General features: G+C 73.7%; 13 protein-coding genes. 7 read left to right on the top strand and 6 right to left on the bottom strand.

Annotation, left to right across the window (positions count from 1 at the left end):
• Nucleotides 1–16: 16 nt before the first annotated feature.
• From ACIRRS_RS09385 to ACIRRS_RS09370, 4 genes are all read right to left on the bottom strand, one after another.
• Nucleotides 17–694, bottom strand: coding sequence for a response regulator (locus tag ACIRRS_RS09385; RefSeq protein WP_402967118.1), 678 nt, complete (start codon nt 692–694; stop codon nt 17–19).
• Nucleotides 691–2016 (bottom strand): sensor histidine kinase, encoded by a 1326-nt coding sequence (locus tag ACIRRS_RS09380; RefSeq protein WP_402967116.1) that lies wholly within the window; start codon nt 2014–2016, stop codon nt 691–693. Before ACIRRS_RS09380 ends, ACIRRS_RS09385 begins: the two co-directional genes overlap by 4 nt.
• A gap of 114 nt (nt 2017–2130) precedes the next feature.
• Nucleotides 2131–2976 (bottom strand): ABC transporter permease, encoded by an 846-nt coding sequence (locus tag ACIRRS_RS09375; protein ID WP_402967114.1) that lies wholly within the window; start codon nt 2974–2976, stop codon nt 2131–2133.
• Nucleotides 2973–3932, bottom strand: coding sequence for an ABC transporter ATP-binding protein (locus tag ACIRRS_RS09370; RefSeq protein WP_402967112.1), 960 nt, complete (start codon nt 3930–3932; stop codon nt 2973–2975). The genes ACIRRS_RS09375 and ACIRRS_RS09370 overlap by 4 nt, the downstream gene beginning before the upstream one ends.
• A 308-nt stretch (nt 3933–4240) precedes the next feature.
• Here ACIRRS_RS09370 and ACIRRS_RS09365 point away from each other — a divergent pair, with 308 nt between their 5' ends.
• Together ACIRRS_RS09365 and ACIRRS_RS09360 are read left to right on the top strand one after the other, a co-directional pair.
• Nucleotides 4241–5791 carry a Na+/H+ antiporter gene (locus tag ACIRRS_RS09365; RefSeq protein ID WP_402967946.1) on the top strand — a complete coding sequence of 517 codons (1551 nt, stop codon included), beginning with the start codon at nt 4241–4243 and terminating at the stop codon, nt 5789–5791.
• A 70-nt stretch (nt 5792–5861) separates the two neighbouring features.
• On the top strand, nt 5862–6548 hold the full coding sequence (locus ACIRRS_RS09360) for a hypothetical protein (RefSeq protein WP_402967110.1): 687 nt from the start codon (nt 5862–5864) through the stop codon (nt 6546–6548).
• Nucleotides 6549–6571: 23 nt separating this feature from the next.
• On the opposite strand, the gene ACIRRS_RS09355 is transcribed toward ACIRRS_RS09360, so the two are convergent.
• A complete protein-coding gene (locus tag ACIRRS_RS09355; protein WP_402967108.1) occupies nt 6572–7144 on the bottom strand; it encodes a histidine phosphatase family protein in 573 nt (190 codons plus the stop codon).
• Between the two features lie 295 nt (nt 7145–7439).
• Here ACIRRS_RS09355 and ACIRRS_RS09350 point away from each other — a divergent pair, with 295 nt between their 5' ends.
• From ACIRRS_RS09350 to ACIRRS_RS09330, 5 genes are all read left to right on the top strand, one after another.
• The gene (locus ACIRRS_RS09350; protein ID WP_402967106.1) at nt 7440–7658 is read left to right on the top strand and encodes a CbtB domain-containing protein; all 219 of its coding nucleotides are present in this window, start codon (nt 7440–7442) and stop codon (nt 7656–7658) included.
• 14 nt (nt 7659–7672) lie between these two features.
• Nucleotides 7673–8449, top strand: a complete 777-nt coding sequence (locus tag ACIRRS_RS09345; RefSeq protein WP_402967104.1) for a CbtA family protein — start codon at nt 7673–7675, stop codon at nt 8447–8449.
• Nucleotides 8450–8571: 122 nt separating this feature from the next.
• Complete coding sequence (locus tag ACIRRS_RS09340) at nt 8572–9138, top strand: hypothetical protein (protein WP_402967102.1); 567 nt, start codon at nt 8572–8574, stop codon at nt 9136–9138.
• Nucleotides 9139–9357: 219 nt separating this feature from the next.
• Nucleotides 9358–10617, top strand: coding sequence for a hypothetical protein (locus ACIRRS_RS09335; protein WP_402967100.1), 1260 nt, complete (start codon nt 9358–9360; stop codon nt 10615–10617).
• 140 nt (nt 10618–10757) lie between these two features.
• Complete coding sequence (locus tag ACIRRS_RS09330; protein WP_402967098.1) at nt 10758–11147, top strand: hypothetical protein; 390 nt, start codon at nt 10758–10760, stop codon at nt 11145–11147.
• A 30-nt stretch (nt 11148–11177) separates the two neighbouring features.
• Here ACIRRS_RS09330 and ACIRRS_RS09325 read toward each other — a convergent pair whose 3' ends face one another.
• Nucleotides 11178–11894, bottom strand: a complete 717-nt coding sequence (locus tag ACIRRS_RS09325; protein WP_402967096.1) for a ribonuclease H — start codon at nt 11892–11894, stop codon at nt 11178–11180.
• Nucleotides 11895–11922: the final 28 nt, after the last annotated feature.

Below are 11922 nucleotides of genomic sequence, written 5' to 3'. Positions count from 1 at the left end.
CCTTCGAGCCCATTGGTCAGGAGGGGGACGTGGGCCGGGTGAGGCCGTGGTCGTAGGCGAAGATGACGGCCTGGACGCGGTCGCGGGCGCCGATTTTGGCGAGGACGCGGCTGACGTGGGTCTTGACGGTGGATTCGGCGAGGACGAGGCGTTGGGCGATTTCGCCGTTGGTCCAGCCGCGGGCGATGGTGAGGAGGATTTCGCGTTCGCGGTCGGTGAGGGCGTCGAGGCGGGGGTCCGGGGCGGGGGTGGTGCCGGTGGGGCGGAGGGGGAGGTGGTGGGCGTAGGCGTCGAGGAGGCGGCGGGTGACGGCGGGGGCGACGACGGCGTCCCCGGCGGCGACGGCGCGGATGCCGGTGAGGAGTTCCTCGGGTCGGGCGTCCTTGAGGAGGAAGCCGCTGGCGCCGGCACGGAGGGCGGCGTGGGCGTACTCGTCGAGGTCGAAGGTGGTGAGGACGAGGATGCGGGAGCGTCCGCCGGAGGCGACGATCTGGCGGGTGGCCTCGATGCCGTCCATGCCGGGCATGCGGATGTCCATGAGGACGACGTCGGGCCGCAGGTCGGCGGCGAGCCGGACGGCTTCGGCGCCGTGGGCGGCCTCGCCGACGACCTCGGTGTCGGGCTGGCTCTCCAGCAGCATGCGGAAGCCGTAGCGCTGGAGGGGCTGGTCGTCCACGATGAGGACGGTGGTCACGTCGGTCCGCCTGTCGGCTGAGGGGTGAGGTCGAGGTCGGCCTCCACCGTCCATCCTGCACCGGGTCCGGGCCCCGCCGTGACGGTGCCGCCGTAGAGGGCGGCGCGTTCGCGCATCCCCGCAAGGCCGTGGCCCTCGCCGCGGCCCTCGCCGTCCGGGCGTACGGGCCCGTGCCAGGTGCCGGCGGGCGGGCCGGTGTCCTGGACGCGCAGGCGCAGCCGGTCGGCATCGGCGGTGAGGGTGACGCGGACCCGGGTGTCGGGGCCGGCGTGCTTGAGGGTGTTGGTGAGGGCCTCCTGCACGATGCGGTAGGCCATCAGCTGGACGCCCCGATCGAGGCGGTCGAGGTCCCCGGCGGCGGTGTAGACGACGCGGGGGCCGGCGGTGCGCAGGCGGGCGCAGAGCCCGTCGAGGTCGGCGATGCCGGGCTGGGGGGTGAACTCGGCGGCGGTGTCGGCCCGGTCACGCAGGACGCCGAGCATGCGGCGCAGTTCACCGAGTGCCTGCCGGCTGGTGTCGCCGATCAACTCCAGGGCCTCGCGGGCGCGTTCGGGGTTGGCCTGGGCGGCGTAGGCGCCGCCGTCGGCGAGGGTGACGATGACGGAGAGGTTGTGGCCGATGATGTCGTGCATCTCCCGGGCGACCCGGGCGCGTTCGGTGGCGGCGGCGAGGCGGCTGCGCTGGTCGCGTTCGATCTCGAGGCGGGCGGCGCGTTCGCGCAGTCCGTCGAGCTGGGCGCGGCGGACCCGGACGGCGATGCCGAGGGCGACGGCGGCGGTGGCGGCGCTGACGAGGAAGAACAGGGCGTCGCCGACGGGGAATCCGCCGCCGGAGACCTGGACGGCGGCGAAGGCCAGCGCGCCGAGCGCGATCGCGCAGCTCCAGGCGAGGTGGCGCAGCCGTCCGTTGAGGGCCAGGTGGTAGAGGGCGATCATCAGGGCGGCGTCGGCGCGCAGGGTGACGCCGAAGGACCACTGGACGACGAACACGGCGAGGATCACGGCGAACGCGGCGGTGGGGCGCCGGCGCCGCCACAGCAGCGGCAGCACCAGGCCGGCCTGGAGGGCGAGGGTGGCCCACAGCGGCGGACGGACGAAGGTGAACCGGTGCTCGCGCGGGCCCTCCCCGTGGCCGCCGGGCGGGAAGAGGTCGGGCAGGCAGAACAGGACGAAGGCGGCGGCGACCACGGCCGCGTCCCGCACCCAGGGGTGGTCGCGGTCGGCCTGCCGCAGCCGCCGGCCGAGGCGGGCGAGCCGGGCGAGCAGGGGGTGGCCGGGCAGCGTGTCGGCGCCCGGGCGGGGCCCCAGGGGGTCGGTGCTCACCGGTGGCAACTCCTGAACGACTGACGACCACGGAAACGGCTGACGACTCTACGGAAAGGGGTTCGCGGTGCGGCGGCCACCAGAGGAGGGGTGGTCGCCGCACCGCGAAGTCTCTCAGGCGTCGGTGCGCACCAGGCGCACGGCGGCGCCCGCGAGGGCGAGTGCCGTCCAGCCGAGGAAGACGGCCAGGCCTACGCCGGGCGAGAGCGTGGTCGAGTCGTGCTGGAGGGCGAACATCGCCTCGCCCGCGTGGCTGGGCAGGTAGGGGCTGATGTGGCTCTGCCAGGAGTCGGGCAGCAGGGAGATGAGGCCGGGGACGAGCATCAGCGAGGCGACGAGGACGGCGATGCCTCCGGCGACGGAGCGCAGCAGGGCGCCGAGGGCGACGCCGATCACGGCGACCAGGCCGAGGTAGAGCCCGGCGCCGAGGAGGGCGCGCACCACGCCCGTGTCGGAGAGGGTCTTCGCCGCGCGGGTGCCGGAGAGGATGCCGCTGTCGGCGAGGAAGACGGTGAAGGCGCCGATCGTGCCGACCACGAGGGCGATCACGCCGTACACGGTGGCCTTGGACCACAGCACCGGGAGCCGGCGGGGCACGGCGGCCAGGGTGGAGCGGATCATGCCGGTCGAGTACTCGCCGGCGGCGACGAGGACGCCGAGCACGCCGAGGGCCAGCTGCGCGAAGTTGGTGCCGAAGAGGGACAGGCTCAGCGCGCTGGCGGAGGTGAGGTCGCGGTCGATCGGGCGGCCCGAGTCGAGCCGGGACTTGAAGTGGAAGGCGGCGATCAGGCCGAAGGCGACGAGGAAGACCAGCGCCAGGGAGAGGGTGATCCAGGTGGAGCGCAGGGACCACAGCTTCGCCCACTCGGAGCGCAGGACGCGGGCGGGCGTCACGCGGTAGGCGGGGCGGGCGGCGGGCGCCTCGACGGCGGGCGTCCTGCTCGGTGCGATGGCGCTCATGCCGCGCTCCTCTCGACGACGGTGGTGCCGGCGGTGGTCGTACCGACGGTGGTGGTGCCGTGGTATTCGACCGCGTCCCTGGTCAGGTCCATGAACGCCTGCTCCAGGGAGACGGTGCGCGGGGTGAGCTCGAAGACGGCGATGCCCTGCTCGGCGGCGGTGAGGCCGATCTCGCGGGCGGTGCGCCCGGTGACGAGCAGCTCCTCCGAGCCGGCCTGCCCGGTGATCTCGACGCCGGGCCCGGCGAGGGCGCTGCGCAGCCGGGCAGGGTCGGCGCTGGCGACCTTGACGGCGTCCCCGCCGGCCTCGCGGATGAGCTCCTGGACGGTGGTGTCGGCGAGCAGGCGGCCGCGCCCGACGACGATCAGGTGGTCGGCGACGAGGGAGACCTCGCTCATCAGGTGCGAGGAGACGAAGACCGTACGGCCTTCGGCGGCCAGCGAGGTGAGGAGGTTGCGGATCCACAGGACGCCCTCGGGGTCGAGCCCGTTGACCGGCTCGTCGAGCATCACGGTGGCCGGGTCCCCCAGGAGGGCGGCGGCGATGCCCAGGCGCTGGCCCATGCCGAGGGAGAAGGCCCCGGCGCGCTTGCGGGCCACGGACTGCAGGCCGGTGAGCTCGATGACCTCCTCGACCCGGCGGCGGGGGATGCCGTGGGTGTGGGCCTGGGCCATGAGGTGGTTGAAGGCCGTGCGGCCGGGGTGGATCGACTTGGCCTCGAGCAGGGCGCCGACCTCCTGGAGGGGCGCGGCGTGCTCGGCGTAGCGGCGGCCGTTGACGCGGACGGTGCCGGCGGTGGGCGCGTCGAGGCCGACGATCATCCGCATGGTGGTGGACTTGCCGGCCCCGTTGGGCCCGAGGAAGCCCGTGACGGCGCCGGGCCGGACGGTGAAGTCCAGCCGGTCGACGGCGGTCTTCTCGCCGTAGCGCTTCGTCAGCTGGTGCGCCTCGATCATCGGTCACCTCTGTGGTCCCGGGGCCGGTCCGTCCCGGCGACTCCCGCGTTCTCCACGCTAGGCGAGGGAGGGGGCCGAACCGGTGGTACCGCCGGTTGATCATCGGGGCGGCCGTAGTACCGCGGTACCACGCCGCTCCCCCACTGCGGGACCGCCCGCTGCCCGCGCACAACACCGCTCGCCGTCCGCGCCCAACAAAGGACCGATAAGATGACCGGCGGTGTGCCGGGAAGTCTGGTCGGCTCGGGGGGCGGCTGCAGCGATAGGGCTTCGGCGACCCCGCTGATCGTGATGGGTCGTTGCCGCAGATGCACGCCGTGGGGATCGTCCTCGTCCTCGTCGTCCTGGCCACCGGTGTGGCCACCTTCGCCCGCCGCTGGCGGGTGCCCGCGCCCTCCCTGCTGGTGCTGGCCGGGATCGGCGTCGCGCTGGTGCCCGGGGTGCCCGCGCTGCACGTACCGCCGGAGCTGATCGCCGTGGTGGTGCTCCCGCCGCTGCTGTACGCCTCCGCCGAGGAGTTGTCGCTGCGTGACCTGCGCACGGTCTGGCGGCCGGTGACGGTCCTGTCCTTCGGCCTGGTCTTCGCCTCCGCCGCCGCCGTGGGCTTCGCGGCCGTCGCCCTCTTCGGGCTGCCGCCCGCGCTCGCCTTCGTCCTCGGCGCGGTGCTCTCCAGCACCGACCCGGTGGCCGTCTCCGCGCTCGGGCGCCGCCTCGCGCTTCCCGGGCGGGTGCAGGTGCTGGTGCAGGCCGAGAGCCTGTTCAACGACGCGACCTCGCTGGTGCTGTTCAAGGTGGCCGTCGGCATCGCGGTGGCGACGGGCGGCGCCGTCTCCCTCCCGGCGGCGGGCGGCGAGCTGCTGCTGCTCGGCGGGGGCGGCAGCCTGGTGGGCGCCGTCGTCGCCGGGGCGGTGTGGCTGGTGCGCAGCCGGACCACCGATCCGGTGCTGGAGACGGTGATCGCGCTGGTCACCCCGTACGCGGCGTACGTGCTCGCGGAGGGCGCGCACACCTCGGGCGTCACCTCGGTGGTGGTGGCCGGGGTGCTGCTCGGGCGCTCGGGCCACCGGCTGACCGACGCCCGCATCCGGCTGCAGCTGCACGCCGTGCACGCGGTGGTGGTGTTCCTGCTGGAGAGCGTCGTGTTCAGTGTCATCGGCCTCGAACTCCCGTCGCTGGTAAGGGATTTGCCTGCCGGTTCGGGCTGGTGGCCGGTGCAGGCCGTCGCCCTGGCGGCGGTGCTGATCGGGGTGCGGGTGCTGTGGACGCTGCCGCTGACCCGCGCCGTCAAGCCCAGCCACGGGCGGCTGTCCTGGCGGGTCGCCGGGGTGGTCAGCTGGGCGGGCACCCGGGGCGTGATGCCGCTGGCCGCCGCCCTGTCCATCCCGCTGCTCGGCGCGGACGGCGGGCCGCTGGCCGGCCGCCCGCTCGTGCTGGTGCTGACCACCGCCGTCGTGGTGCTCACCCTGGTCGTCCAGGGACTGACGCTGGCGTCCGTGGTCAACCGCTCAGGGCTGGCGCTCGAACCCGAGCACACCGCCCGCGAGGAGCAGGACACCCGCGACGACCTCAACCGGGCCGCGCTGGAGCACGTGGAGAGCCTCTCCGAGCTGGAGGCGATACCGGAGACCGCCGTCGACCGCGTCCGGCGCGGCCTGACGGCCCGCCTCGACCGCACCCCCGAGGCCCCGGACGGCACCACCGCCGACACCGCCTACCGGCAGCTGCGGCACGAGCTGATCGGCGTCCAGAACGACCGGCTGCACCGGCTGTACGAGGAGCACCGCATCAGCGACACCACGCTGCGCCGCCTCCAGCGGGACCTCGACCTGGAGCAGGCGGGGCTGGGGCGGGTGACGTAACCGGTACCCGGTCTTCCGCCGTCCACGGGACAGGAGCACACTGTCCCGCTGAACGAGTCGAAGGGCGGCCATGGCGGGCAGACCGAACAAGAAGCGCAAGAGACCCCTCGCCGAGGGTGTCACCCCGGCGCCCAAGCGCCCCCGGAAGCCGCAGAGTTGGGAGCCATCGCGCCGCACGGTGCTGCGCACCGCGCTGGCGACGGGGCTGGGCGCGCCGGTGCTGATGGTCGGGCTGATGGCCCTCGGCAGCAACCCCGACTACATGCCGTGGGCAGCGATCGGCGCCGTCCTGGTGCTGATCGTCTCGCTGGTCGCGACGATGCTCGTCCGGGCCAAGGCCTGGGTGCTGTGGCCGTGCGTGGCGCTGGGCGCGGTGATGCTGGTACTGCCCACCATGGCCCTGCGCGCCCAGCTGATCGAGCACCGGGGCGTCAAGGCGGAGGTGGTGGTCACCGCCGCCCACCGCTCGACGGACCGCAACGGCACGGCGCACTGGTCCTGCGACATCCGCCGCCAGGACAACGCGCCGCTGCCGCACGCGAACTACGCCGGGTCCGGCTGCTCCTCGAACCTCTCGGTGGGCAGGGCCACCGTCGTGGTCGTCGACCCGGCCGGCTGGGCGCCGCCGGTGGGGACGGACGAGGACACCGCCTTCAGCGGGGGCGCGCTCTGGCTCCTGCCGGGCCTCGCGGTGCTGTGGGCGGCGATCGTCCTGGGCGCGGCCCGGCGGACGCTCAAGGACACCACGGACAGCTAGGACACCACGGACACCACGGACACCTAAGATCCCAACTCCCGCCCGCAGCGCAGGTTCCAGCGCCCGGCGCGCCCGGACAGCTCCGTCGCCGAGAGCGGCCGCACGTCCAGGCGCCAGAACGCCGCCGCCGGCAGCCCGAGGGCGTGCACCACGGCGGCCCGGACGACGGCGGGCTCCGCCACCACCGCCGTCCGGCCGCCCTCCGGGGCGCGCGCGTCCAGCCAGGCGCCGACCCGCGCGCACAGCGCGGTGACGGACTCGCCCCCGTGCGGCGCGGCCTCCGGATCGGCCAACCAGGCGGCGAGGGCCCCGGGTTCGGCCGCCGCGACCTCGTCCAGGCGCAGCCCGCGCCAGCGCCCGGTGTCCAGGTCGGCGAGCTCCTCGGCGGCGGTGGCGTCGTCCAGGCCGAGGGCCTCGGCCGTACGGAGGCAGCGCCCGGCGGGCGCCGTCCAGGCCCGGGCGACGGGGGCCAGTGTGCCGGCGGCCGTACGGGCGGTGGCCAGCGCGGACGGCTCGGGAGGGGCGTCGCCGCCGAAGCGGGCTTCGCGCAGGTCCGCGCTGATCGCCGGTGCGATGAAGATCACGTGTGCGGTCATCGGCCGTCCTTCCGGGCCCGGGATGCGGCCCTCGTCCGTGTGCGCAAGGGGTTCCGCGCCCCCGGTGAGCCGTGCGGTCCTGCTCAGCGCCGGTGCACGGCCCCTTGGCCGGGTGCCCGCGACACGGTACCGTCCCGTGCGACAACTCAAGACGACGGTGCGTGGAAGTCCGGTCCGAAACCGGCACGGTCGCGCCACTGTGAGTCCGGACCGGTCACGGTCCGGTGAGTCAGACCCGCCTCCGTCGTCCGTGCTCCATCGAACGGGACGCGTGTTCCCGAAAAGGAGGTCGGCCATGGCTCACCCCATCGCCCCCGCAGCCCCCGCCGCACCGGCGCTCGCCCCCATCTCGGTCAAGGCGATCCTGCCCTGGGCCGTCTTCTTCGGCATCCTGCTGATGGCCCTCATCTACTTCGTCGGCGCCGAGCAGGGCGCCACCTCCCTGATCTCCGGCGAGGACGTGCACGAGTGGGTGCACGACGGCCGGCACCTGCTCGGCTTCCCCTGCCACTGACCGGGGGCCGCACAGTGAACTCCGCAACCGTCAGATCCCTGCTCGTGCGCGGCATGCTCTCGGGCCTCGGTGCCGGCGTGCTCGCCCTGATCGTCGCCTACCTGCTGGGCGAGTCCAAGGTGGACGCCGCCATCGCCTACGAGGACGGGCACGCCGCGCACGAGCACGGCGACGGCCCGTCCGTGGAGATCGTCAGCCGCACCCTGCAGTCGACCGCCGGCCTCGCGACCGGCGTCCTCGTCTACGGGATCGCGCTCGGCGGCATCGCCGCGCTGGCGTACTGCTTCGCGCTGGGCCGCGTCGGCCGCTTCACCCCCCGGGCCACCGCGGCCCTGCTCTCCGGGGTGGCGCTGCTCGCCGTGTACGTGGTGCCGTTCCTCAAGTACCCGGCCAACCCGCCGTCGGTGGGCGACCCGGAGACCATCGGCAAGCGCACCACGCTGTACTTCCTGATGATGGTGCTCAGCGTGCTGCTGGCCGTCGCCGCCGTGATCGTCGGCAAGCGGCTCGCCCCGCGCCTGGGCAACTGGTACGCGACGGTCGTCGCCGTGCTCGGCTTCGCCGTGCTGGTCGGGATCGCGTACGCGTTCCTGCCCGCGATCAACGAAGTCCCCGCGGACTTCTCCGCCTCGCTGCTCTGGCAGTTCCGCCTCGCGGCGCTCGCCATCCAGCTCACCCTCTGGGCCTCCTTCGGCCTGCTGTTCGGCCACTTCGCCGAGCGGCTGCTGAACCCGAAGCCCGCCGCCGCTGCCCGGGAGACCTCCCAGGAGGCGGCCGCGACCGCGCACTGACGCGCGGCGCGCGAGACGAGCGACCCGGGCCGGCCGGGGCGGAGCGATCCGCCCCGGCCGGCCCCTTTCTTGACGGGCACCCCCCTTCCTGGGCCCGCGAGTTCGGGCGTAGTGTTCCTGGCGTGAACGAACTGATCTACCGGGGGAAGGATCTGTTCCGTCCCTCCTCGCTCGCGCTCATCGCCGGCCTCCTCGCCGTGGAGGGCGTCGTCGCCGGCATCAAACTCGGCGCCGCCGGGGTGTTCTTCTTCGTCGGCCTGACGGTGCTGGTCCTCGCCCCGCTGCTCTACATCAGCTACCGCAGCTGGAGTTCGGTCGGCCCGGCCGGGATCACCGTCAACTGGGGTGTGGGGCAGGGCCGTACGTACCCGTGGCGGGACATCCAGTGGATGGACGTCCGCGAGACCAAGGCCCGCAGCAGCACCTCGTACGCCGTCCGCTTCTACCTGCCGAACGGCGGCCGCCGCACGATGCCCGGGTTGCAGCACAGCGGGATGTACCCGAACCCGAGCTTCGGGGAGCAGTACCAGCAGGTCGTCCGGTGGTGGGAGCACAGCACCCACCCGGGCAGTCGGGTCCAGCCCCGGCGCACGCTCCGGGACAAGCTGTCGCCGCAGGTCATCGGTGTGATCATCGGTGTCGTGGCCGCCCTGGGGATCTTCGTCGTCATGGCGCTCCGGGCGAGCTGATCCCGGCGCGGGGGCCAACTGGGCACCGTTGCCGGGTCGTTAAAGACTGGGCCAAGAATTCGCACGCCATCTTGTTGATAATGTGATCACATGTGTATGGCGCCACGGCGCTGCACATCAAGGGGAGGGAGGTCCGGTCTCTCGGGGCCGGGCCCGTAGTACAGGAGTCACACCATCAACACCACCATCCGCAAGACCGCTCGCGCGACCACGCCCGTCGTGGCCGTCGCGGCGACGCTCGTCGCGGGGCTGACCGCCTGCGGCACCGTCAAGGAGCTGGACGCCGCGCAGAAGGCCTCCGGCGCCTTCGACCGGATCGGCGAGGGCAAGTCCCTCGGTCTGACCTTCTCCATCGACGCCACGCCCGACCAGGTCCTCGCCTTCGGCCGGGCCACCGACGCGCCCGTCGAGCCGGAGAGCGCCCGGCAGTTGTCGGGGCTCAGGGTCGCCGTCGCGATGTCGGCCGACAAGCCGCTCAAGGACGTCGACGCGTTCAAGAAGGCCCAGGGCTCCGGCCCGGCCAAGGACTTCACGCTCGACAAGTCGCTGCGCATCGCCTACGCGCTCACCGACCGCTCGGGCGCCAAGCTCCTGGAGTACCGTCAGATCGACGCCAAGGCGTACCTGCACGTGGACGCCAAGGGCCTGGTGAAGCTCGCCGGAGGGGACCCGTCGATCGTCGACGAGGCCGGCAGGAACCTGAACGGCGACCTCAAGGCCGCGCACGACGTGCTGGCCGGCAAGTGGCTCTCCTTCGATCTGCAGGAGTTCGCGGACGAGGCCAAGAAGACCGACGGCGCCAAGGGCTCGGCCGGTGCGCCCAGCGCCGACCCGGAGGCCGCCAAGGAGTTGCTCAACTCGCTCAAGGACGTCTTCCAGCGCACCGTCACCTTCGAGGACAAGGGCAAGAAGGACGGGCAGGACCACCTCTGGGTGAGCGCCCCCGGCCGCCAGGTCGTCGACGAGGTCTACAAGGCCGTCAAGCCGCTGACCGGCAAGTTCCCGGGCCAGTTCGGGCACTTCCCGACCACCCCGCCGGCCGACGTGCCCGAGGGCAGGGTCGGCGTCGACATGTACCTCAAGGACGGCTCGCTGTCCTCGGTCACCTTCGACGTGGCGCAGCTGGTCCCCGAGGCCGGGCCGGGCGTCACCCTCCCGGTGAAGCTCGCCTTCGACCGGACCTCGCCGGCCGTCGAGGCGCCCGGCGACGCCACCAAGGTGAGCGTCGCGGAGCTCCAGAACACCGTCATGACCCTCGCGATGGACGCCTTCCGCGCCCCGCGCGGTGCGGACGCCGGCGACGGCCCCGCCTTCGGCAGCGGCGCGGGCCAGCCGAAGCCGCTGACGGACGCCCAGCTCAAGGAGCTGGCCGCCGCCGGGGTACCGCAGACGGACGCCATCATGTACAACAAGCTCGGCCTGAGCTTCGAGGACATCAAGGCGCTCGCGCGGAAGAAGGGCACCGGCGCCACCGTCTGATCTCCCCCGGCCGCGCGCCGGGGCCCACCCCCGGGGCTCCCGGAGAGCCCCGTCCCCTCCCCCCGCCCCCGCAGCACGGCCGGCCGCTCCCCGCGGCCGGCCGTGCTGCGTGCGAGGCGGGTCCGTACGGAAGGACACCGGTGGACGACATCCACCTCGCCGCCGCTCCCGGCACCCGCTGGTACCTCGGACTCAACGAGGTCGAGGCGTTCCTGCGCACGCACCTGCCCGAGCTACGCCTGTGGCGGCCACGCTCGACCGACAGCGGGCAGACGTACCTGAGCTTCTCCGTGGACCTCGACGGGATGGGCCGCCAGGGCTGCTACTTCGAGGACGGCCACCTGCTGCTGGAGGACGGGGACCCGCAGGTGTGGGCGCCCACGCTCGCCGGGTTCCTGCGGATGCTCCCGGCGGGGGCGCAGGTGGTGACGCTGCTGTCCTCCGACCCGGAGACGGTGCTGGAGGTGTCGCCGTTCACGGACGAGCGGGGCGTGCGGGAGCTGCTGGAGCCGCTCTTCGCGGCGCTCTGAACTCCCTCACGCCCCTGAGGCCCGTCTCGTTCACGCGTGGGCGGCCACGCACTCCGGGTGGCCCCAGCTCGCGCCGACCTTGGTGATCGTGTCGCCCTTGCCGTACGGGCGGGCGCAGGGGCAGGTGCCCGGGAAGCGGGCGGCGAGCGTGCGCGAGCCGCCCTTCGGCCTGGTGGAGGAGGCCTTGGCGGCCGTGCCCGAGGAGCCGCCGGACGGGCGGGCGCGGCGGGCGGAGGCCGCCGGGGCCGGGTCGGGCACCGGCAGGTCGGCGTCCGTGCCCTCCGCGCCCTGCTGGGTGCGGGCGGCGTCGCTGGCGGCCTTGTCGGCAACGGCGTTCAGCGGGTCGCCGTCGACCTGGTGGGCGGGCACGTACACGAAGGTGACGTCCCGCCCCTCCAGCAGGGCGTCGATCGCCTGGATCAGCTCCTGGTTGGCGACGGGCTTGCCCGCCGCCGTCTTCCAGCCGTTGCGCTTCCAGCCCTTGAGCCACTTGGTGACCGAGTCGCGCGTGTAGGTGCTGTCCAGGCGCACCTCCAGCGCGGCGGCCGGGTCGACCGCCGCGAGCAGCTCCCGCAGGGCCGTCAGCTCGCCGACGTTGTTGGTGCTGTGCCCGAGGGCGCCGGAGCGCCAGCGACGGGGCGCGCCGGAGGCGTCCGCGACCACGTACGCCCAGCCCGCCGGACCGGGGTTGCCCTTGGCTGCTCCGTCACACGCTGCAATGACTCGTTCGACCATGCCCCCGATCATGCCTGGCCGGGCACCCCGGAGCCAAAAG

The organism is Kitasatospora sp. NPDC101183, from assembly GCF_044767945.1.
GTDB lineage: Bacteria > Actinomycetota > Actinomycetes > Streptomycetales > Streptomycetaceae > Kitasatospora.
Note: the sequence above shows the minus strand (reverse complement) of the source record. Positions and strands in the feature narration are given on the sequence as shown.